This is a genomic window from Streptomyces sp. NPDC107471 (assembly GCF_055582845.1).
In genome coordinates this window covers 167,430-189,248 of record NZ_JBVJPC010000001.1, presented here as the reverse complement: position 1 = coordinate 189,248, position 21,819 = coordinate 167,430, and the positions used below count along the sequence as shown (strand labels likewise).

Annotated in this window: 18 protein-coding genes; 8 read left to right on the top strand and 10 right to left on the bottom strand. The window is 71.9% G+C overall.

Translation table 11 applies throughout. The annotated features are described in order from the left end of the window. Window positions 1–148: 148 nt before the first annotated feature. The 4 genes from ACZ66S_RS00850 to ACZ66S_RS00835 form a co-directional block, all read right to left on the bottom strand. The gene (locus ACZ66S_RS00850) at window positions 149–712 is read right to left on the bottom strand and encodes a DedA family protein (RefSeq protein ID WP_469899649.1); all 564 of its coding nucleotides are present in this window, start codon (window positions 710–712) and stop codon (window positions 149–151) included. Between the two features lie 211 nt (window positions 713–923). After that, window positions 924–1,373, bottom strand: coding sequence for a DoxX family protein (locus tag ACZ66S_RS00845; RefSeq protein WP_469898705.1), 450 nt, complete (start codon window positions 1,371–1,373; stop codon window positions 924–926). Window positions 1,374–1,674: 301 nt separating this feature from the next. Then, a complete protein-coding gene (locus ACZ66S_RS00840) occupies window positions 1,675–3,354 on the bottom strand; it encodes an alkaline phosphatase D family protein (RefSeq protein ID WP_469898704.1) in 1,680 nt (559 codons plus the stop codon). A gap of 71 nt (window positions 3,355–3,425) precedes the next feature. After that, window positions 3,426–4,070, bottom strand: coding sequence for an HNH endonuclease family protein (locus tag ACZ66S_RS00835; protein ID WP_469898703.1), 645 nt, complete (start codon window positions 4,068–4,070; stop codon window positions 3,426–3,428). Window positions 4,071–4,416: 346 nt separating this feature from the next. Here ACZ66S_RS00835 and ACZ66S_RS00830 point away from each other — a divergent pair, with 346 nt between their 5' ends. Next, a complete protein-coding gene (locus tag ACZ66S_RS00830; RefSeq protein WP_469898701.1) occupies window positions 4,417–4,998 on the top strand; it encodes a TMEM165/GDT1 family protein in 582 nt (193 codons plus the stop codon). Between the two features lie 191 nt (window positions 4,999–5,189). Next, window positions 5,190–5,858, top strand: coding sequence for an HAD-IA family hydrolase (locus tag ACZ66S_RS00825; protein ID WP_469898700.1), 669 nt, complete (start codon window positions 5,190–5,192; stop codon window positions 5,856–5,858). A 630-nt stretch (window positions 5,859–6,488) separates the two neighbouring features. On the opposite strand, the gene ACZ66S_RS00820 is transcribed toward ACZ66S_RS00825, so the two are convergent. Next, window positions 6,489–7,439, bottom strand: a complete 951-nt coding sequence (locus tag ACZ66S_RS00820) for a peptidoglycan-binding domain-containing protein (RefSeq protein WP_469898698.1) — start codon at window positions 7,437–7,439, stop codon at window positions 6,489–6,491. A 160-nt stretch (window positions 7,440–7,599) separates the two neighbouring features. Between ACZ66S_RS00820 and ACZ66S_RS00815 the strand changes: the two genes are divergently transcribed. After that, the gene (locus tag ACZ66S_RS00815; RefSeq protein ID WP_469898697.1) at window positions 7,600–9,633 is read left to right on the top strand and encodes an MDR family MFS transporter; all 2,034 of its coding nucleotides are present in this window, start codon (window positions 7,600–7,602) and stop codon (window positions 9,631–9,633) included. 175 nt (window positions 9,634–9,808) lie between these two features. Here the strand turns inward: ACZ66S_RS00815 and ACZ66S_RS00810 are convergent, their stop codons facing one another. Further along, window positions 9,809–10,297, bottom strand: a complete 489-nt coding sequence (locus tag ACZ66S_RS00810; protein ID WP_469898696.1) for a GNAT family N-acetyltransferase — start codon at window positions 10,295–10,297, stop codon at window positions 9,809–9,811. A gap of 67 nt (window positions 10,298–10,364) precedes the next feature. Here ACZ66S_RS00810 and ACZ66S_RS00805 point away from each other — a divergent pair, with 67 nt between their 5' ends. The 3 genes from ACZ66S_RS00805 to ACZ66S_RS00795 all read left to right on the top strand — a co-directional run bounded on the left by ACZ66S_RS00805 (window position 10,365) and on the right by ACZ66S_RS00795 (window position 12,291). After that, window positions 10,365–11,063 (top strand): hypothetical protein, encoded by a 699-nt coding sequence (locus ACZ66S_RS00805; protein ID WP_469898695.1) that lies wholly within the window; start codon window positions 10,365–10,367, stop codon window positions 11,061–11,063. 5 nt (window positions 11,064–11,068) lie between these two features. Then, complete coding sequence (locus ACZ66S_RS00800; RefSeq protein WP_469898694.1) at window positions 11,069–11,740, top strand: hypothetical protein; 672 nt, start codon at window positions 11,069–11,071, stop codon at window positions 11,738–11,740. Between the two features lie 158 nt (window positions 11,741–11,898). Continuing rightward, window positions 11,899–12,291, top strand: coding sequence for an FHA domain-containing protein (locus ACZ66S_RS00795; RefSeq protein WP_020140078.1), 393 nt, complete (start codon window positions 11,899–11,901; stop codon window positions 12,289–12,291). 10 nt (window positions 12,292–12,301) lie between these two features. On the opposite strand, the gene ACZ66S_RS00790 is transcribed toward ACZ66S_RS00795, so the two are convergent. After that, window positions 12,302–12,973, bottom strand: coding sequence for an O-methyltransferase (locus ACZ66S_RS00790; protein ID WP_469898693.1), 672 nt, complete (start codon window positions 12,971–12,973; stop codon window positions 12,302–12,304). An 87-nt stretch (window positions 12,974–13,060) separates the two neighbouring features. After that, entirely contained in the window at window positions 13,061–14,425 is a 1,365-nt protein-coding gene (gene proP, locus ACZ66S_RS00785; RefSeq protein WP_469898691.1) for a glycine betaine/L-proline transporter ProP, read from the bottom strand. A 310-nt stretch (window positions 14,426–14,735) separates the two neighbouring features. Here proP and ACZ66S_RS00780 point away from each other — a divergent pair, with 310 nt between their 5' ends. Next, entirely contained in the window at window positions 14,736–16,763 is a 2,028-nt protein-coding gene (locus ACZ66S_RS00780) for a bifunctional glycosyltransferase 87/phosphatase PAP2 family protein (protein WP_469898689.1), read from the top strand. 6 nt (window positions 16,764–16,769) lie between these two features. Here the strand turns inward: ACZ66S_RS00780 and ACZ66S_RS00775 are convergent, their stop codons facing one another. Then, window positions 16,770–18,008, bottom strand: a complete 1,239-nt coding sequence (locus ACZ66S_RS00775; RefSeq protein ID WP_469898688.1) for a cytochrome P450 — start codon at window positions 18,006–18,008, stop codon at window positions 16,770–16,772. Window positions 18,009–18,265: 257 nt separating this feature from the next. Between ACZ66S_RS00775 and ACZ66S_RS00770 the strand changes: the two genes are divergently transcribed. Further along, a complete protein-coding gene (locus ACZ66S_RS00770; protein ID WP_469898686.1) occupies window positions 18,266–19,435 on the top strand; it encodes a steroid 3-ketoacyl-CoA thiolase in 1,170 nt (389 codons plus the stop codon). On the opposite strand, the gene ACZ66S_RS00765 is transcribed toward ACZ66S_RS00770, so the two are convergent. Next, window positions 19,419–21,818: an ATP-binding protein gene (locus ACZ66S_RS00765; RefSeq protein ID WP_469898685.1), complete on the bottom strand. Its 2,400-nt coding sequence runs from the start codon at window positions 21,816–21,818 to the stop codon at window positions 19,419–19,421. The genes ACZ66S_RS00770 and ACZ66S_RS00765 overlap by 17 nt on opposite strands. Window position 21,819 lies beyond the last annotated feature (1 nt).

Sequence of the window (21,819 nt, the reverse complement as noted above, 5' to 3'; positions counted from 1 at the left end):
AGCTGCCTGGGAGCGCCGGGCCCGGGTTGCCTGCGGGTGTGGGTTCTCGTCGAGGCCGACCCGTCCGGCTCGCAGCCGCCGGAGGCCCCGAGACTGCGCAGACTGCGAGCCTGACCGGGCTCTCGACACCGCGCTCGGCGCGACGCTCTCAGCCGGCCTTCGCCTGTTCGGGGCGGGGGCGCATCACGTAGGCCGCCGCCGCTCCCGCTCCGAAGAGGGCCGCCATCGACACCCCCGTCGCCAGCCAGGTCGCGCCGAGCCAGTGGGCGCCGAAGTAGCCGAGGGCCACGCTGTACGCCGCCCAGGAGAGGCCGGCCAGGGCGGACCAGGGGAGGAAGTCACGGGCCCGGCGCTGGGCGGTGCCGGCCAGGAGCGAGACCACCGAGCGGCCGGCGGGGGCGAAGCGGGCGAGGACGACCAGGGCCCCGCCGCCCGCGGCGAGCGCGTCGCCGAGACGTTCCTGCGCGGTGGTGAGCCGGCGCGAGCGGGCGATCGCGCGGTCGAGGCGTTCACCGCCCCGGAAGGCGAGGCGGTACGCCGCCAGGTCGCCCAGGACCGAGGCGGTCGTGGCGCAGAGGATCAGGGCCAGTACATCGGGGACCCGCCCGGTCGCCGCACTGCCCGCGGCCGCGGCCGTCGCGGCCGTGATGACCAGCACCCCGCTGGGCAGCACCGGCACGAACACGTCGAGGAGCACCGACAGCGCGACCATGGCGTAGATCCATGGACTGCCGGTCAGTGACCCCAGGCTCTCCAACACCGCGACTCCCCGTGATTCCCCCGTAGACAGCCATACAGCGTACGCCCGGGCAGTGACAGGAGATTCACGGGGGGCTCATGAGATGACCGCGGCATGTTCACCCGGCTGCCTCGTACGGTGCCCTCCCCCACGGACGCGGGGGAGGGCACCGCACGGGCCGGTCTCAGACGGCCACCGGCTCCGCCGCCGGCTTGCGTTCCTGCGCGGAGCGCCTCGCGAGCAGCCGGTCCAGGCCGAACGCGCCGGACCCGGTGAAGACCAGCAGCAGGAAGGCCCAACTGAACATCGCGGCGGCTTCACCGCCGTTCTCCAAGGGCCACAGGGACGACGGCTGGTGCACCTTGAAGTACGCGTACGCCATGGCGCCCGCGGCGAGGAACGCGGCGCCGCGGGTGCCCAGGCCGAGCAGGACGAGGCCGCCGCAGACGAGCTGGATCAGGGCCGCGTACCAGCCCGGCCAGGTGCCCGCTTCGAGGGTGCCGCCGTCGGTGCCCGAGGCACCGCCGAGCACGCCGAAGAGGGAGGCGGCGCCGTGACACAGGAAGAGCAGGCCGACGACGATGCGATACAGGCCGAGGGCGTATGGCTGGGCGCTGTTCAGGCGTCCGGTCATGTGGGGGACTCCTTCGGTCGGGTCGGTCCCACAGGGGGGTCGCCCCAGGGGGATGGGAACCGAGTCGGCCCTCCACGTTAGGTGTGCCTAAACAGTGCTTGCAAGTTCAACATTTAGCCATCGGTTCACCTCTGTCGCCCCTTCCGTTTCACCCGCTTCCGCACAGGAAACGGCTGCGCATCCGCACGTACCACCACTCCCGTCACCGCCCCGTCACTTCCGAAAGTGTGTCCGAATCCGCACCCGCTCGCGGGCGTGGCATACCCGAACCGCCTTGCGTGGAGCTGTCGTTGAGGATCCGTCAGGTGAAGCGCCGGGCGAGCCGGGACTCCTCGCGGCCGGTCTCCCCGGTGAGTTCGGACTCCGAGATCGTCACCAGGCGGGTCCGGCCCTCGCCCGACTCCCGGGCGTGGTCCAGCCGCAGCCGCGCGGAACGCCCGTTCAGCGTCAGCGTCATGAGCTGGTTGCCGAACCAGGGCCCGCCGGTGTGCCGCCAGGAGACCGGCGGTCGTGCACAGCGTCCGTGCCTGGCGAGGCCCCGCCCGAGAGCCCGCGCCACCGCGCTCCAGCCGAAGCGGAAGCCGTACCGGATGTAGGAGGGCACGGAGTTGTGCACGGGCGAGCAGGTGAGCTGGAGAACGCGGGCGTCCGGTCCGCCGGTGCGCCACTTCGGCTCGGCCACGTACGCGTGGTGCACGTCCCCCGACAGCACCAGCACCGTCGCCGGCGCCTCGGGCCCCGACCCCACCTCGGCGATCAGCTCCGCCAGCGTCACGAAGGACTCCGGGAACGCGGCCCAGTGCTCCAGGTCCGCCTTGCGCCGCAGGTTCTCCCCGAACCGGGCCCAGCGCGCCCCGCGCTCCCCCCGGCACAGTGCGGCGTCCCACGCCTCGGCGTCGTGCACCAGGTGCGGCAGCAGCCAGGGCAGCGAGGTGCCGATCAGGAGGTGGTCGTAGGAGGAGCGGTCCTCCAGCACCTGTTCGCGCAGCCACTCGGCCTCGCCGGGGTCCAGCATCGACCGGTTGTCCTCGTCGAGGACGCGGGCCGCGCGGGAGTCGACCATGACCAGCCGCACGCGGCCGAAGTCGCGCCGGTAGCTCCAGCGCACGGAGGCCGCGTCGGCCTCGGCGCGGCACGCGAAGGCGCGCAGCTCGTCGGTGCCGTCGGGGGACTGCCGGACGGCGGCGTAGAGCGGGTCGGCGGCCAGTTCGGACGGGGGGAGGTTGCCCAGGTGCTGGTAGACCCAGTACGACATCAGTCCGCTCAGCAGCCGCTCCCGCCACCAGGTGAGGGTGCGCATGTCCTCGACCCAGGAGGCGGAGGTGTTCCAGTCGTCGATGACGTCGTGGTCGTCGAAGATCATGCAACTGGGCACGGTGGACAGCAGCCAGCGCACCTCGGGGTCGAGCCAGGACTCGTAGTAGAGGTGGGTGTACTCCTCGTAGTCCGCCACCTGGTCGCCCGGCGGGTCGCTCAGGTCGCGGCGGGCGGCCAGCCAGCGCTGCGTGGCCTGGGAGGTCTCGTCGGCGTAGACCTGGTCGCCCAGGAGGAGGAGGACGTCCGGGCGCTCGCCCTCCGGCTCGGCGGCGATACGGGCCGCGAGGGTGTCCAGGGCGTCGGGGCCCACGGGGTCCTTCTCGCCCTCCGGGGGCGCGGCCCAGCGGCAGGAGCCGAAGGCGACGCGGACGGGTGCCTCCTCGGTGGGCGTGTGGATCACCGAGGGCGGGAAGGGCGAGTCGGGCAGCGGCCATTCGCGTGTGCCGTCCAGGAACACCTCGTACGACCGCTGCGTGCCGGGGGCGAGGCCTTCGACCGGGACGAGGGCGTAGTAGTGGCCCGCGACCTGGAAGGTGGGGGACTCACCACCGGTGCCGTCCGAGCAGTGCACCTCGACCGTGCACGGACGGCTCGTCTCGACCCACACGGTCGCGGACGAGCCGTCGACGTACCTGAGCAGTGGTCCTACCCGCAGATCCGTCACGTGATCCTCCTCCGTCGCCCCGTACGGTACGGAACGACGGAGCTCCGCGGGGAGATTCCGGCACGGAATCGTCAGCAGTTGGCGAGGTAGCCCGTGAGCGCGCTCTTCTCCGCGGAGTCGACGGAGAGCCCGTAGTAGTACTTCACCTGGACCCAGGCGCGGACGTAGGTGCAGCGGTACGAGGTGAGCGACGGCATCCAGGTGGCCGGGTCCTGATCGCCCTTGGACTGGTTCACGTTGTCGGTCACCGCGAGGAGCTGCGGGCGGGTGACGTCGTTGGCGAAGGACTGGCGCCGGGACGTGGTCCAGGCGCTCGCGCCGGAGTCCCAGGCCTCGGCGAGCGGGACCAGGTGGTCGATGTCGACGTCGGAGGCGGCGGTCCAGGTGGCGCCGTCGTACGGGGAGTACCAGCTACCGCTGGTGGCGGCGCAGGCGGAGTCGGTGACGACGTTCGAGCCGTCCCGCTTGAGGATGTACTCGCGGGTGTTGCAGGTGCCGCTGATGGTGATCCAGGTCGGGAACAGGTCCCGGTTGTACCCGGTGCGGTTCTCGGTGGCCACGGTGAGCGAGGCGAGGTAGGTGCGGGCGGTGGCCGCGCTGACCGGGGTGGGGAGGGCGGCGGAGGCGGTCGGGCCGTTGAGGAGCCCGACGGAGGCTATGAGGCCGGTCAGTGCGGCGAGTATGCTCAGCCGTCGACGCGCGTAGAACTTCGACATGCGAACTCCCTTGGAGGGCGGGGGCGTTGGAGCGCGAGCGGTCGAATGCTCGCGGCTCCGTGTTGCGGGGAGATGTGCGTACGGTGAGAAGTTAGTGACGCGTACATGACACGACAAGGTTTACGGCGAAACGATCACGTACGATGGACGGTGTTGAAGGGGAGTAGCTCTTCGCCGGACCGTCGACATACTGCTCAGCTCGTCTGAGCCGGCGCCCGGAGGCAGGTCTTCAGGGACCGGCCAGCGAGACCTTCGGCCAGTAGTGCACTGACTGTGTGCTGCCGTGCCGAGGCGTCGTTTCGCAGGGACACTCTCGGTGGGGCAGCCCCCGACCGATTGAGGACCCTTGATCAGCTTCACCGTGACGGCCGTCGTGTTCGGCGTCGTCTTCCTCGCCGAACTGCCGGACAAGACCGCGCTCGCCGGACTCGTCCTCGGCACCCGCTACCGCGCCTCCTACGTCTTCGCGGGCGTCGCCGCCGCCTTCGCGCTGCACGTCGCGCTCGCCGTCGCGGCCGGCAGCGTGCTCACCCTGCTGCCGCAGCAGATCGTGCAGGCGCTGACGGGTGTGCTCTTCCTCGGTGGCGCGGCCGTCCTGCTGCTGAAGAAGGACGACGACGAGGAGGAGATCCGCAAGCCCGAGGACCAGTCCTTCTGGAAGGTCGCGGGGGCCGGGTTCATGCTCATCCTGGTCGCCGAGTTCGGTGACCTGACCCAGATCATGACGGCCAACCTCGCGGCCCGCTACGACGACCCGCTCTCCGTCGGCCTCGGCGCGGTGCTCGCGCTGTGGGCGGTGGCCGGTCTCGGCATCGTCGGCGGAAAGGCCCTGATGAAGCGGGTGCCGCTGAAGCTCATCACAAGGATCGCGGCGCTGCTGATGCTGGCTCTCGGGCTGTGGAGCCTGTGGGAGGCCGTGTCCGGCTGAGCTGAACGGCGGGTGAACTGTTCCGGGCGGTTCCCCGGGGTGGTGGCGATCACCGGCCCGATTTTGTACCGTAGAGAAACAAAGTGGCCTCCGCCCGTTTTCCCTGACCGGCGGGCGGGGCCGCCTTGTCCCTCCGGGAGGTGCGGGGGAGACACCTCCGAAGCCCCACGTCCCGCGTTCTGGAGCTGCCGATGACGGCCACCGCCGCCCCCACCGTGCTCACCGCCCGCGCCCTCCTGCTCGACATGGACGGCACCCTCGTCAACTCCGACGCCGTCGTGGAGCGCATCTGGCGCCGCTGGGCCGATGACCACGGGCTGGACGGCGACGAGGTCATGAAGGTGGTCCACGGCCGCCAGGGGCACGCGTCGATGGCGCTCCTGCTGCCCGACCGGCCCGTGGAGCGCAACCTCGCGGACAACGCGCGCATGCTCGCGGCGGAGACCGCGGACACGGACGGGGTGGTGGCGATACCGGGCGCGCCGGAGTTCCTGGCGTCCCTGCGCGGTCTGCCCCACGCCCTGGTGACCTCGGCCGACGTCCCGCTCTCCACGGCCCGGATGGCGGCCGCGGGCCTGGACCTGCCCGAGGTCCGCGTCACCGCGGAGTCGGTCGGCGCCAGCAAGCCGGATCCCGAGGGTTTCCTCAAGGGGGCCGCGGAACTGGGCGTGGCGCCCGCGGACTGCGTGGTCTTCGAGGACTCGGGGGCGGGAATCGCAGCCGGAAAGGCAGCGGGCATGCAGGTCGTCGGCATCGGCCCGAGGGCCGGCCTGCACGACCCGGACGTGGTGGTACGCGACCTGACGCAGGTGCGGGTGGAAGCACACGACGACGGCACGATCCGACTCCACGTGAGCTAGCAGGCCCCACCGTCCGGGGTGCAGGTCCGGGTGCGAGTGTGCTTGCCGAGTCGCATGCTTCCCGCTCCGCTCTGCCGCGCCCGCCGCGACGGGACTGGTCGTGGGCTTCCGTGATGGACGGCATCAGTTCAAGCGCGGGCCTTCCGGGGTGTGAGGCCGCCGGGTCGGATCGCTCCGGCCCCGGAGCACCGCCCCCGAAGGGCTTGCCGTGGCGTTTTGCTGCGCGGGGCGGACCGGACGCGCGGACTCCGTAAGGGGTAGGAGCGGTCCGAGGCGTAGGTCGGTTGCGGGCTTCCGTGGTGGGCGGCATCGCCCCAAGCGCGGGCCTTCCGAAGTGTGAAGCTGCCGGGTCGGATCGGCCGTCGCCGTCTGGTTGGGTGCTCCGGCCCCGCGGCGCCGCCCCCGAAGGGCTTAGCCGTGGCGTTTGCTGCGCGGGGTGGAGCGGGCGCGCTGACTCTGTGAGGGGTAGGAGCCGTCCGGGGGGTTGGCCGGTCGTGGGCTTCCGTGGTGGGCGGCATCACTTCAAGCGCGGGCCTTCGTGAGGGCGCCCGGGGCGGATCGGTCGTTGTCGTTCGGGTGGGGGTTTCGGACCGGGCCCGGGGCCCCGCCCTGGAGGATCTGTCGGGGCTTCTACGGCTCCCTGGTCTCCGACTCCAGTCGTTCTCGGGTCTGGAGGTCGTACACCCCGCGTTCCGCGTTCCAGAGGCCCCGCTGCCACTGGTACATGGCGATCGCGTCCTCGACCCCCTCGTTGTAGTGGCCGGAGGGCTTGCGTCCGTACAGGCCGACCTGGGTGAGGCGGAGTTCGAGCTCGACCACTTCCGGGCCGTCGGAGCCCCGGCGCAGAACCGGCGGGGCCGCCTCGTTCGCCGAGTCCGGGCCGGCCGCCGGCTTCGTCGTGGTGGAGGCCGTCGGGGTCGCCGAGGGTGTGGTCGAGAGGGTGGGGCCGGGGGAGGCGCTGGACTCCGACGGGGACGGGGTGGCCGACGGGCTCGCGCTCGCCGAGGCGGACGGGGACGCGGAGGACGGCGACACCGACGGCGCGGCCGTGGACGGGGACGCCGAGGGCGCCGTCGTCGTCACGTCCGGGACGGCCGGGCGTACGTCCCGCGGTGCCGCCTCGTCCCGCGACGGCGGGTCGTACGCGAACAGGCCGCTGGCGATCCCGGCCGCGGCGACCACGGCCACGACCGCGCCGGCCGAGGCGAGCAGGACGGTACGGCGGCGGGTGCGGCGCGGACGCGGATCCGGCTCCGGGTCCGGGCCGGGTGCGGAGAGGGCCTCCTCCGGCTCGAACAGGCTCAGGTCGGTGTCGTTCGGGACGCTCGGTGGGGGTGAAGGGACGCGCAGCGGCTGGGTGGCCTCCGGCGCGGGCACCCGCGGCACCGGCGCCGTCTCCTCGTCCAGCTCGACGTACGGCCGTATGCGCAGCGGATCGAAGTCCTCCGCCGCGGCCGCCTCCGCCGTACGCGCGTCGCGCAGTGCGTCCGACGCGCGCCGGGTGCACCCGCACAGCGGGGTGTTGTCCACCCCTCTCGGTGCCCCGCACTCCGGGCACAGATGGCCGTTCGGCTTCGCCATGTGTTCGTCCCTCCCCTCACAAACTCCAGAGATTATGCAGAACCCCTCCACAGTCGACTTTCGGAAGCCCCCGGAATATCGCCTTCCAATGGGACTCAACAGGCCGTAAACGGTCACACCGACCACGATGGAGGGGTAACGAGAGCCTCGGGAGGTCTTCATGGCCGCGGATGCGCACGGTATGACGGAGGATGTGCGAGACACGCGAGAACACCCCGTGTCCGGCAACGTCCTCGTCTCGATCGGGGCCCTGCTGCTCGGCATGCTGCTCGCCGCGCTGGACCAGACGATCGTGTCCACCGCGCTGCCCACGATCGTCAGCGACCTCGGGGGCCTCGACCATCTGTCCTGGGTCGTGACCGCGTATCTGCTGGCCTCCACGGCGGCGACCCCGCTGTGGGGCAAGCTCGGTGACCAGTACGGGCGCAAGCGGCTGTTCCAGACGGCGATCGTGATCTTCCTGATCGGCTCCGCACTGTGCGGGATGTCCCAGGACATGACCCAGCTCATCGCCTTCCGGGCGTTGCAGGGGCTGGGCGGCGGCGGACTGATGGTGCTCTCGATGGCGATCGTCGGCGACCTCGTCCCGCCCCGCGAACGCGGCCGCTACCAAGGGCTGTTCGGGGCGGTCTTCGGGGCGACGAGCGTGCTCGGTCCGCTGCTGGGCGGGCTGTTCACCGAGCATCTGAGCTGGCGGTGGGTGTTCTACATCAACCTCCCGGTCGGTGTCGTCGCGCTGGCCGTGATCGCCGTGGTGCTGCGGATCCCGCGCAAGTCGACGAAACACGTCATCGACTACCTGGGGACCTTCCTCATCGCCGCCGTCGCCACCTGCCTGGTGCTGGTGGCCTCGCTGGGCGGGAACACCTGGGGATGGGGCTCGCCCCAGATCGTCGGCCTCGCGGTGCTGGGGGTGCTGCTCGCGGTCGCGTTCGTGGCGGTCGAACGGCGGGCCGCCGAGCCCGTGCTGCCGCTGAAGCTGTTCCGGGTGCGGACCTTCGCCCTGTCCGCCGTCATCAGCTTCATCGTCGGGTTCGCGATGTTCGGGGCCATGACCTACCTGCCCACCTTCCTCCAGGTGGTGCAGGGCGTCTCGCCGACGATGTCCGGGGTGCACATGCTGCCCATGGTGTTCGGGCTGCTCTTCTCCTCGACCCTGTCCGGGCAGATCGTCAGCCGTACCGGGCGGTGGAAGGTGTTCCCGGTGGCCGGGACCGCGGTCACCACGCTGGGCCTGCTCCTCCTGCACCGGCTCGACGAGACCAGTTCCACCTGGGTGATGAGCCTGTACTTCTGTGTGTTCGGGCTGGGACTCGGCCTCGTCATGCAGGTGCTGGTGCTGATCGTGCAGAACGCCGTCTCGTACGAGGATCTCGGCGTCGCCACGTCCGGTGCGACCTTCTTCCGGTCCATCGGCGCCTCCTTCGGCGTGGCCATCTTCGGTACGGTCTTCGCGAACCGGCTCGGCGACAAGCTGGCCGAAGCCCTGCGCGGGGCCCAACTGCCGCCCGGCGTCTCGGTGTCGGAGCTGGAGTCGGACTCCCGCGGGATCGCGGAACTGCCGGGCGCGCTCAGGCCCGAGGCGCTGCACGCGTACGCCTCGTCGATCACCGACGTCTTCCTCTACGCCGCCCCCGTCGCGTTCCTCGGGTTCGTGCTCGCGTGGTTCCTCAAGGAGGACCCGCTGCGGGGGTCGGTCACCGCGCCCGACGTCACCGAGACGCTGGCCAGCAACCCGGTGGAACGGTCGTCGTACGACGAGGTGTGCCGGGCGCTGTCGGTGCTCGGCACCCGGGAGGGACGGCGGGAGATCTACCGCGAGATCACCGCGCGGGCCGGGTACGACCTGCTGCCCGCGGCGAGCTGGCTGGTGCTGCGGATCCGGAAGTACGGGTGGGTGGAGCCGGCGCTGCTCGCCGAGCGCACATCCGTGCCCCTGGGCGCGATCATCGAGGCGGCCCGGCAGGTGGAGGAACGCGGGCTGGCGTCCCGGCAGGGTCTCGACCTGCTGCTCACCGAACGGGGGCGGGAGGTCGCCACGCGCCTCGCGTCGGCCCGGGAGGAGTCCCTGGGCGAGCTCCTGGGGGACTGGTGGGGCCCGGACCGGCCCACCGACCTCACCCAGCTCGTGAAGGATCTGAACGACGAGCTGTGCGGGTCTGCTCGGGAACAGCCGGTTGCCTCCGGCGGTTGAGCGGATGCGCGATGGGGGGTGCCGGGTTCGGTCGGGGGGCGGGTGCGGCTGGGTGGGGGCGGTGCCTTCGCGCAGTTCCCCGCGCCCCTGGGGCCTGTGGCGGCCCGCTGCTGTTCGTGGGGGCGGGCGTTTCTTTGCGCAGTTCCCCGCGCCCCTCATGGCCGCGGGATCGTCCTCACAGGTGCTTGCCGAGGGTGTGGTCTGCGTAGATGTCGTCGCTGTACGGGGGGATCTCCTCGTAGCCGAGTCGGGCGTACAGGGCGAGGGCCTCGGTCAGGTCCTTGCGGGTCTCCAGGACCACGCGGGTGGCGCCCAGGGCTCGGGCCGCGGACTCCGCCGCCTCGACGAGGAGGGCCGCGCCGCCCTTGCCCCGCAGGTGCTCGTGCAGGTAGACGCGGGTGAGCTCGGCGCTTCCGTCGGGACGCAGACGCAGGCCCGCGGTTCCGGCCGGGGCGCCCTCGAAACGGGCCACCAGCAACAGGCCCGTGGGCGGGGCCAGTTCACCGCCGGTCTGGTTCGCCACCTCCCGCTCCAGCTCGGCCGGGTCCGTTCTGCGGTTCTCGTGGAGCAGGTAGTAGCGGTCGCTCACCTCTGTGTAGTAGGCCCGCCAGAGGGCCGTTGCCGCAGGGGAGTCGGGGCGTTCCGGGGTGACGGTCCAGGTCATGGCGTGATTGTCGCGTACACATGTGCGGAGACGGTTTGAATAGAAAGTCCAGGGCAACCCGGGAGACATGTCAACAGGCCTGATCATCGCTCTGATCGTGATCGTGGCGGCCGTCCTCGTCGTGGCGGCCGTCCTGACCCTGCGTGCCCGCGGCCCGCAGCACGGCCGGGGCCTGAAGCGACGCTTCGGGCCCGAGTACGACCGTGCGGTGGCCCGCCACGACGGGGACGAGAAGGCCGCCGAGCGCGAACTCACCGAACGCGTGGAGCGGCACGGATCGCTGCGCGAGCAGCCACTCGAACCGGCGGAGCGCCAGCGGTACGAGGACCGCTGGACGGCCGCCCAGGAACGCTTCGTCGACTCACCTCGGGAGGCCGTCGCCGAGGCCGACCGGCTGCTCGCCGAGGTCGCCGCGGCCCGGGGCTTCCCGGACGGCGGGCAGTACGAGGAACAGTTCAACGCGCTGTCCGTGCACCACGCGCACCACGTGCACGGCTACCGGCGGGTGCACACGGTGGCCAGTGCCCGCTCCGACGCCCGGCAGGACGGCGACGGCCGGACGGCGGACACGGAGGACATGCGCGCCGCCATGGTCGAGGCACGGGCCCTCTTCGAGGAGCTCGTCGGCCCGCCGCGCAGCCGCGAGGAGTCCCGGACACCCAACGGTGAGACCCACGCACGAGCGGGTCAGCCCCGCGACGGTCGTCAGGACAGCCGTGGGCACATGCCGTGGGCATTCAACAGGCGTCACGCGAAGGGGAGTTGAGCGACATGACGGATGCCACGAGCAGGCCGGGCAGCGACGGCACCCGGGGCGAGGGCACGATCGGCAGGGGTACGGGCAACGACCCCGCGGGTTCGCACAGCCCGCTGGTGACGCCCACCGAGACCGAGGCGCCGGACCTGAACCGGGCGGGTACGCCCGGCGGTGAGCGGCGCGGGGCCGGCGACGAGGGCGGGTTCGGCACCGACACGTCCGCCGTCCGGGAGCCCGGACGGGAGACCGCGCGGGAGTCCGGCCGGGAGGCCCGGGAGCGGGCGGCCGGCGCCGGTTCCGACACCGTCGGCGGGGTCGGTACGGGTGCGGGCGGACTCGCGGGCCGTGACGGCCGCGAGAGTCATGACGGGCACGACGAGCGTGCCGGTCGTGAGTCCCGGCTGCTGCCGCACGAGGAGTGCGACAAGCTCAGCACGCGGCTCCAGCACGCCGTCGCCGGGTTCGTGGACGAACCCCGGTCCGCCGTCGAGGAGGCCGACCACGTGCTGGAGGAGGTCGCCGCCCGGTTCGCCGACGCGGTGAAGGAGCGCAGGCGCACGCTGCGCAACTCCTGGCAGACCGGCGACGGCGGCCGGGACAAGGCCATGAGCGCCGGCGACACCGAGCAACTGCGGCTGGCGCTGCGGGACTACCGCGAGCTGACGGAGCGGCTGCTGCATAGCTGACGCGTCGTCCGTACGTACGACCGGCCTGTCGCCCGGACTCGGGTGACAGGCCGGTCTTCGGGTACCTTGCGCCGGACACGGCCGTGCCGGGCGATTTATCATGCGGCGGCGGCGAGCCGACGTGGTTGCCGCGCAAGGACCCCTCAGGAGGAGCGCACGTGCTCGAACTCACCATGGCCGTCGTCACCGCGGCGGAGGAGGGTGCCACGGCCGGTATGCAGATGGCCGAGGCGCCCAGTGACCCGGGCACCGTGCTGCGTGTGGGCCGGGACAAGTCCGTGTGCCGGCTCGTGACCCCCGACGACTGGCTGTTCGTCTCCCGGGTGCACCTGGAGTTCCTGTGCGGGCCCGAGGGCGTCTGGCAGGTGACCTGGCTCCAGGGCTCGCAGCCCGATCCCTCGTCCGAGGTGCAACTGGTGGCCGGGGCCTACGCCCAGCCGCTGGTCTACGGCGGCTCCGTGACGCTTCCCCGGGGCGGCAACGGCGAGATCGTCATCCGCGACCGAACCGCCCCGCGCAGCGTCAACGTCGGCTTCTACCACGAGGTGTGAGCGTGCCGGGTCACGGCAGCACGCGCGCCAGCGCGAAGCCGTCGTAGCCCTTGCTGCCCACCGTCTGGATCGCCGTGGCGCTCAACCTCGGGTGCCGGCCGATCAGTTCGAGGGCGGTGCGGGTGCCCTGGACGTCGTCGGCGGGGTTGTCGGGGTCGGCCACCCGGCCGCCCCGTACGACGTTGTCCACCACGATCAGACTGCCCGCACCGGTCAGCTTGAGCGCCCACTCCACGTAGTGCGGGTTGTTGCCCTTGTCGGCGTCGATGAACACGAGGTCGAAGGGGGGCGGGTTCTCGTCGGCCAGCCGGGGGAGGGACTCCAGGGCGGGGCCGACGCGCACCTCGACGATCTTGTCGAGGCCGGCGCGGGCGATGTTGCGGTTCGCGACCTCGGCGTGCCTCGGGCTGTACTCCAGCGAGACCAGACGGCCGTCGGCGGGCAGGGCGCGGGCCAGCCAGATGGTGCTGTAGCCGCCGAGGGTGCCGAGTTCCAGGACCGTGCGGGCGCCCTGGATCTGGGTCAGGAGCTGCAGGAGCTTGCCCTGCGGCGCGGTCACCGCGGCGTGCGGCAGGTCGGCGGCCTCGCTGTCGCGCACGGCCGCCCGGAGCACTTCGTCCTCGGGTGCGAGATGGGCGGTGAAGTAGGTGTCGACGTCGTCCCAGAGCTGCGACTCGCTCATGCACCTGTGCCTTTCGTATGTCTAGTTAGGGCAGCTAACTAGTTGCGCTAACGAATATAGCCGCGCTCCCACCTCGTGTCAGGGGATTTACCTCTGCGGGGGCGAACCCGGCAGCGGCCGGCCGGCCGACTCCGTCATGAACCACACCGCCACCCCGCCGATCACGGCGGCCGCCATCATGTAGTAGGCGGGCATCATCATGTTCCCGGTCAGGCCGATCAGCGCGGTCACCACCAGCGGGGTCGTGCCGCCGAAGAGGGACACCGAGACGTTGAAGCCGACCGACAGGGAGCCGTAGCGGACCCGGGTCGGGAAGAGGGCCGGGAGGGCGGACGGCATCGCCGCCGTGAAGCACACCAGGAGCAGGCCCAGCGCGCCCATGCCGAGCGCGATCGCGAACAGGCTGCCCTGGCGGATCAACAGCAGGGCCGGCACCGAGAGGACCAGGAAGCCCGCGCAGCCCGCGGCGATCACCGGGCGGCGGCCGACGCGGTCGCTCAGGGCGCCCGCGAAGGGCTGCACGACCATCATCAGCGCCATCACGGCGAGGACGACCAGCAGACCGTGTGTCTCGTCGTACTTGAGCTCGCTGGTCAGATAGCTGGGCATGTACGACAGCAGCATGTAGTCGGTGACGTTGAAGACCAGGACCAGGCCCACGCACAGCAGCAGCGCGCGCCACTGGCCCGTGATCATCTCGCGCAGGGGAACCTTCGGGCGGCTCGCCTCGGCCTTCTCGGTCTCGGCCGTGAACGCCGGGGTCTCCTCCAGGCGCAGCCGCAGATACAGGCCGATGAGGCCCATCGGGCCCGCGATCAGGAACGGGATCCGCCAGCCCCAGGACACCAGGTCCGCGGTGGACAGCAGGGCCGTCAGCAGCGTGACCAGGCCCGCGCCGGCGATGTAACCGGCCAGCGTGCCGAACTCCAGCCAGCTTCCGAGGAAGCCGCGCTTCTTGTCCGGGGAGTACTCGGCGATGAAGGTGGACGCGCCCGCGTACTCGCCGCCGGTCGAGAAGCCCTGGACCAGGCGGGCGGCCAGGAGCAGCAATGGGGCGCCGACGCCGATCGAGGCGTACGACGGGATCAGACCGATGGCGAAGGTGCCCGCCGCCATCATGATCATGGTCACGGCGAGGACCTTCTGGCGGCCCACGCGGTCGCCCAGCGGGCCGAAGACCAGGCCGCCGAGCGGGCGGACCAGGAAGGCCGCGGCGAAGGCGCCGAACGTGGACAGGAGCTGGGCGGTCGCGTTGCCGGACGGGAAGAAGACCTTGCCGAGGGTGACGGCGATGTAGCTGTAGACGCCGAAGTCGAACCACTCCATGGCGTTGCCCAGCGCGGCGGCCTTCACGGCCCGTTTCACCAGGGCCGGGTCGACGGCGACGGCCTCGGGGGTGTCGTGGGAGCGAGGGGTGCGGACGGGATGAGGAAGAGCGGGGGCACTCGGCAAAACTTCGCTCGCCTGCCTTTCGACGGGGACAAGGGCAAAAAGCGACCATAGGCGGACTTGCCGGGCTTACGTACCGCTCGAGTCCGGTCGCGGAGCGTACATAAACGTGCTGTATGCAGGTACCCCGTGCCTGGTCACGGACGCCTCGCCCCGGCAGTCGTGTGATCCATCTCGCGCCTGACAACGCGACGGACCCGGCGGCGGACTATCGTCATTCGGACAAATGGAGGCGGACGTCAGGTGAATCCGGGGTTGCCTGCGTCCTTCCTCACGGACGCATGGCACGAACGGGACGAGAGGCCGACGCGGCGTGGCGAATGCGGAGCACAGTGGGACCACCGAGGTCCAGGCCCGGCTGCGCGCGGCGCGGCTCGCCCTCTGGCTGGTGGCGGCCGTCCTCGCCGTCCGAGAGGTGGCCGTCGTCCTCCGTACCCCCAGAGGCGAGCGGCTGACGGACCTGGAGACCTGGGTCGGTCCGGACGGCGTCCTGCATGTGAAGGGTTCGCTGTACGACTCGACGCAGTTCACCGGTACCCCGTTCGGGGGACTCGTCCTGAAGCCGCTCACCCGCGCCGCCGAACAGGCCCTCGGCTGGGGGTGGACCTTCGGCACCCTGTTCCTGGTCGTCGCCCTCGGTCTCGTCGCCGCCCGCGCCCTGCCCCAGCCGGTGGGCCGCCGCACCTCCCTGCTCGCCGCTCCGGTCGCGATCAGCCTCCTCATGCTGTCGCTGCCCGTGCGCAACACGCTCTACCTCGGGCAGACCAGCATCATCCCGGTCCTGCTGGTCCTCGTCGCCTGCTTCGTCGTACGGGGCGAGCGGGTCAGCGGACCGCTCATCGGGCTCGCCGCCGCCCTCCAGCCGACGGTCCTGCTCTTCGCGGGCCTGCTCTGGTTCACCGGCCGCCGGCGGGGCGCCCTCACCGCGGCCGCGACCTTCGCCGCCGGCACCGCGCTCGCCTGGGCCGCGCTGCCGCACGACTCGTACACCTACTGGGTGCACCACATCGCCGGCACCGGCCTCGGGGGCCCCGCCGACGACCTCTCCAACCAGTCCCTGCACGGCCTGCTGCTGCGCCTGGGCGTGGCGGGGCCGCTGGAGATCGCGCTCTTCCTGGCGCTCGGCGCGGGCGTCGCCGCGCTGGGCGTGCGCCGGGCGGTGCGCTACGCCCGCGACGGCCAGTTGCTGCTCGCCGTCGCGATCACCGGGTGCGCGGCGATCGCCGTGTCGCCCACCGCCTGGCAGCACCAACTGCTGTGGGTACTGCTCGCGGTCGTCGGGCGGGTCGGCAGGCGGGCCTCCGACCGGTACGTGTGGCCGGTCGCCGTCGTCGTGGTGATGACCCTGCCGACGCAGATGCTGCTGCCGCACATCTCCGCGCTGTACCCGCTGCGGAACAACCTGGTGCTGCTGGCCGCGCTCGCCGCCGCCACGGTGATCCCCTTCCTGTCCCGCACCTCGCCGCACTACCGCACGCCGATCCCCACGGAGTACGCCGCCCAGGCACCCACCCGCATCCGGCACGTGCCGCTGCTGCCCTTCCTGCGGCGGGTGCTGACGCGACCGAACCTGCTCCTCGAACTGCTGCTGATCCGGGTCACGTACGCCGCCTACCAGCAGGTCAGACTCGCGGCGACCGGCGGCAGCAACTCGGCGGGGCGGGCCACCGCGGAGCAGCACGGGCAGCAGGTCCTCGACCTGGAGCGGCTGCTGCACATCGACATCGAGCACTGGGCCAACCACGCGGTCGTGAAGGTCGACTGGCTGCGCGACTTCTTCGACTTCTACTACGAGTCCTTCCACTTCGTGGTCCCGCTGAGCGTGCTGGCCGTCCTGTACTGGCGGCGCCCGGTCGACTACCGGTGGGCCCGGGCCTCGCTCGGGTTCGCGACCCTGCTGGCCCTCGTCGGGTTCTGGCTCTATCCGCTCGCCCCGCCGCGGCTGATGCCGGCGCTCGGGATCATCGACACCGTGCACGGCGTGCAGGACTTCTCCAAGCCGGACTACGGCACGCTGACCGCGCTGACCAACCAGTACGCGGCGATGCCCTCGCTGCACTTCGGGTGGTCGCTGTGGTGCGGGGTGGTCATCGCGGTCATCGCGCCGAGGTGGTGGATGAAGGCGCTCGGCCTGCTGCACCCCTTCTTCACGGTCTCGGCGATCGTGGCCACCGGCAACCACTGGGTGCTGGACGCGGTGGGAGGCGCCGCGGTCGTCGCGGGCGGGTTCGGGCTGTCGTACCTGTTCCAGGGACCGCGAGGGCGCACGGCGGAAGTGGCGGCGAAGGCCGACGAGGAACGGGCGCTGGTGGCTAGGGATGCCGCCGCCCAGCGCCCCTAGAAGGCCTCAACCGAGTGTCACCTGGAGCTCCTTGACGCCGTTGATCCACGCCGAGCGCAGGCGGCGGGGGTCGCCGGCCGCGCGGAGGCCGGGCATGGCGTCGGCGATGGCGTTGAAGATCAGGTCGATCTCCAGGACCGCGAGGGACTTGCCGAGGCAGTAGTGCGGGCCGCCGCCGCCGAAGCCGAGGTGCGGGTTGGGATCGCGGGTGACGTCGAAGACGTCCGGGTTCTCGAAGACCTCGGGGTCGTGGTTGGCGGCGGCGTAGAAGATGCCCACCCGGTCGCCCTTCCTGATCTGCTTGCCGCCGAGTTCCGTGTCCTGGGTGGCCGTGCGCTGGAAGGCGTTGACGGGGGTCGCCCAGCGGACGATCTCCTCCGCCGCCGTCGAGGGGCGCTCGGCCTTGTACAGCTCCCACTGGTCGGGGTGGGTGAGGAAGGCGTGCATGCCGTGGGTGATGGCGTTGCGGGTCGTCTCGTTGCCCGCGACCGCCAGCATCAGCACGAAGAAGCCGAACTCGTCGGAGTTCAGGTTGCCCTCGTCCTCGGCGGCCACCAGGGTCGTGACGATGTCCTTCGCCGGGCACTGCTTGCGGTCGGCCGCCATGTTCATCGCGTAGGCGATGACCTCCATGGCCGACTCCTGGCCGACCTGCTCGCTGATCGCGTACTCGGGGTCGTCGTACGCGATCATCTTGTTGGACCAGTCGAAGATCTTCGCCCGGTCGTCCTGCGGGATGCCGATGAGCTCGGCGATGGCCTGCAGGGGCAGTTCGCAGGCGACCTGGGTGACGAAGTCGAAGGAGTCGCCGGGCAGGGCGCGCGCGCTCTCGACGATCGCGTGGGCGCGGTCGCGCAGGCGTTCCTCCAGGGCGCGGATGGCCCGCGGGGTGAACACCCGCTGCACGATCCCGCGGACCCGCGTGTGCTCCGGCGGGTCCATGTTGAGCAGGATCAGGCGCTGCGCGTCGATCGCGTCGCGCTCGATGCGCTCGTTGAAGCGGATGATCGCGGTGTTGAGGGACGACGAGAAGATCTCCGGGTGGGTGGAGACGTACTTGACGTCCGCGTGCCGGGTGACGGCCCAGTACCCCTCGTCCCGGAAGCCGGCGACATTGCCCGGCTGGGGGATCCAGCGCACCGGTTCGGCCCGGCGCAGCTCGGCGAACTCCGGCAGCGGTACGCGGCTTTGCAGCAGGTCGGGGTCGGTGAAGTCGAACCCGTCGGGAAGCGCTGGACACGACATCGGCAACTCACTCCAGCCGTTCGACAGCTTTCTGACGGCCCATCAGGAACAGAGCTGCCGTGAAGGTAGTAACGGGTTCTACAAGAGGCAAGGGGCGCGGGGCCTCCAATTGCGTGCACGCCCCTTGCGGTGGTGGGCGGCTCGTCAGCAGACTGCAGAGCAGCGCGAAGTAGAACACGTACTAGTTCTGCGTGTGTTCCGTGTGCGTGTCCTACAGAAGTTCCATGGATCCGTTCGGAGGAGAGGACCCCGCACCCATGGCCGCCGAACCCGTGATCGTCGAAGCCGTCCGCACTCCCATCGGCAGGCGCGGGGGCGCGCTCGCCAATCTGCATCCCGCCTATCTGCTGGGCGAGACCTACCGTGAACTCCTCGGCCGCGCCGGCATCCCCGCCGACGCGGTGGAACAGATCGTCGGCGGCACCGTCACCCACGCCGGCGAGCAGTCCATGAACCCCGCGCGCACGGCCTGGCTGACCGTCGGGCTGCCCTACGAGACCGCGGCGACGACGGTCGACTGCCAGTGCGGCTCCTCGCAGCAGGCCTCCCACATGGTCGCCAACATGATCGCGGCCGGGGTCATCGACGTCGGTATCAGTTGCGGTGTGGAGGCGATGTCCCGGGTGCCGCTGGGGGCGGGATCGAAGCACGGGCCCGGGAAACCCTTCCCGGACGAGTGGAACGTCGACCTGCCCAACCAGTTCGAGGCGGCCGAACGGATCGCGCGGCGCCGGGGGCTGACCCGGGAGAACGTCGACTCGCTCGGGCTGCTCTCCCAGGAGCGGGCGGCCGCCGCCTGGTCCGAGGAGCGGTTCAAGCGGGAGACCTTCGCGGTCCAGGTGCCGACCGTCGAGGACGAGCAGCGGGCCGGGCAGGGCATGTGGCGGCTCGTCGACCGGGACGAGGGGCTGCGGGACACGTCCATGGAGGCGCTGGCCGGCCTGAAGCCGGTCATGCCGACGGCGATCCACACGGCAGGCAACTCGTCCCAGATCAGCGACGGGGCCGCGGCCATCATGTGGGCCTCGAAGCGGATGGCCCGGGCGCTGAAGCTGCGGCCGCGGGCCCGGATCGTGGCGCAGGCGCTGGTCGGTGCCGACCCGCACTTCCACCTCGACGGCCCTGTCGACGCGACCCGCGCGGTCCTCGGCAAGGCGGGCATGACCCTGCGGGACATCGACCTCGTCGAGATCAACGAGGCCTTCGCGTCCGTGGTGCTGAGCTGGGCCCGGGTCTTCGACCAGGACCTGGAGAAGGTCAACGTCAACGGCGGCGCGATCGCGCTCGGCCACCCGGTGGGGGCCACCGGGGCCCGGCTGATCACGACGGCCCTGCACGAACTGGAGCGCGCGGACAAGGAGTTCGCCCTGATCACGATGTGCGCGGGCGGGGCACTGGCGACGGGGACGATCATTCAGCGCTTGTAGTCGGTTCGGCGGGGGTGCCGAAGCCCTGGCCCGGGGTCCTTGTGGAGGTGGGCCGGGGGTCGGGTCCGAGGCGTTCCAGGCCCGCGGCCGCCTCCGCTGCGGAGGCCGTGTCGCCGGACTGGGTGAACAGATCGTGGGCCCGGGTGTAGTGCTCGCGGGCGTCGGCGGGGTCACCGCAGTGCTCCAGGGCCGTGGCCAGGCCGACCGAGGTGTGGGCGCGGAGGCGGTCGACGCCGGAGTGGTCGGAGGGTGTGCCGACGGTCCGGAAGACCTCCGCCGCCTCGGACCAGCGCTCCAGGGCCAGCAGGTCCCTGGCCGTCTCGCAGCGCAGCAGGGCCGCCATGAGGTCGTTCAGGCCCGGCACGTCCCCGGCCCGGGTGCCGAGCAGCGCCCGGTGCAGGGCCAGCGCCTCCTCGGGCCGTCCGGACTCCCGCAGCGCGGTGCCGAGGACCCGCCGGGAGACCGCCGTGCCGGTGGAGTCACCCGTCGTCTCGAAGAGCCGGGCGGCCCGGGCGGCCGCCTCCGCCGCCTCCGCGGGCCGGCCCAGACCCATGCAGGCCCCGCTGATGTACGACCACGCCCAGGCCTGCTGGTCGAGATCTCCCGTCTCCGACGCCGGCCCGAGCGCCCGGCGTGCCAGTCGCTCGGCCTCCGCGTACTGGTAGGCGCCGACCGAGTGGGCCCAGGCCAGGCAGTTGAGCTGGTGGGCCTCGGCCGCGCGGTCCCCGAGGGCGGCCGCGGACCGGACGCCGTGGGAGAAGAGGGTCTGCCACTCGGGCCACTGGCTCCAGCGCTCGGAGAACCAGTACAGGGTGCGCGAGACGTGCAGGATCTCCCGGTGCCGGCCCGCCGCGAACATCAGGGGCAGCGCGCCCGCCCAGTTGGCGCGCTCGGCGGTGAGCCAGCGGTCCGCGTCCTCGGCGGACCCCGGGGTGAAGGCGACGGGCTCGCCCGCCCAGGGCTCCGGCGCGCCCGGCGCCTCGAACAGCCGGCCCGCCGTCGAGGCCGAGCGCAGCAGCCAGTCCGCCATCCGCAGCCGGACCGGGAGCGCGCCCTCCTCCTCGTCCCGCAGCCGCTCGCGCGCGAAGAGCCGTACGAGATCGTGCAGGGCGTACCGGCCAGGCGCGGTCTCCTCCAGCAGGCCCCGGTCGACCAGCAGGTCCAGGGAGTCCTCGGTGGCGAGCGGGTCCTCGCCGGTCAGCACCGCGGCGAGGTCGGGGCCCGTGTCATGGCCGGGCACGAGGGACAGGCGGCGCAGCAACACCCGGTGCGACGGCGTGAGCTGGCCGTAGGAGAGGGCGAGGGCACTGCGCACGGCGAGGTCGCCCGCGACCAGACCGCTCAACCGGCGCTCCTCGTCGGCGAGATGCCCCACCAGCCGGGCCGGGGTCCAGCTCGGGCGGCTGGAGAGGCGGTTGCCGACGATCCGCAGGGCCAGCGGGAGGTGGCCGCACAGCTCGGTCAGCCGGGTGATCGCCTCGGACTGGCCGTCGGTGCGCGGGGCGCCGAGGATCCGCTCCAGCAGCCTGGTCGACTCCCCGCCGCTGAGCCCGCCCAGCCTGATCCGGCGGACGCCTTCGAGGCCGGCCAGCGGACGTCTGCTGGTGATCAGCACGAAACTGCCCTCGGCGTCCGGCAACAGCGGCCTGGTCCGGGCCTCGTCGGCCGCGTCGTCGAGGACGACCAGCGTCCGCCGGCCGGCGAGCGCCGCCCGGTAGACGGCCTCGCGGGCGACGGGATCGACCGGGATCCGGTCCGCGGGGTGCCCCAGCGCCGTCAGCAGCAGCACCAGTGCCTCGGCGGCCGGCAGCGGGGAGTCGCTCATACCGTGCAGGGGGACGCACACGGTGCCGTCCGGGAAGGCGCCGGCCAGCCGCCGTACCGCCTCCGCCGCCAGGGTCGTCTTGCCCTGGCCGCCCGGCCCGAACAGCACCGCCGCACGCGTGCGCGTGCCGGTCGCGAGCGCCTCCAGGTCCGCCAGCTCCTGTCTGCGGCCGGTGAAGTCCGGGACGGTCCGCAGGAGGAACGGAGAGACCTGCGGGCCCCCGCGGTCCCGGCCGGCGTCGGCCAGCCGCCGCAGCCGCTCACCCTGCTCGGCGTCGAGCCGCAGGGCGGCGGCGAGCGCGTCGACGGTACGGCGCTGCGGACCCCGGCTGCGCCCGCGCTCCAGGTCACCGAGCGCGCGCACGCTCACCCCGGACGCCTCGGACAACTCCTCCAGGGTGAGCCGGGCGGCCCGGCGCAGGGACCGCAGCATCACACCGAAGGCGGTGTCGCCGTGCGGAACCCCGGACTGCGGAACACCGGGCCGTGGGGCACCGAACCGCGGGGCATCGGACGGCGGAACAGGGGAGGGGGCGGCTGCGGAATCATGGCTGGTCATC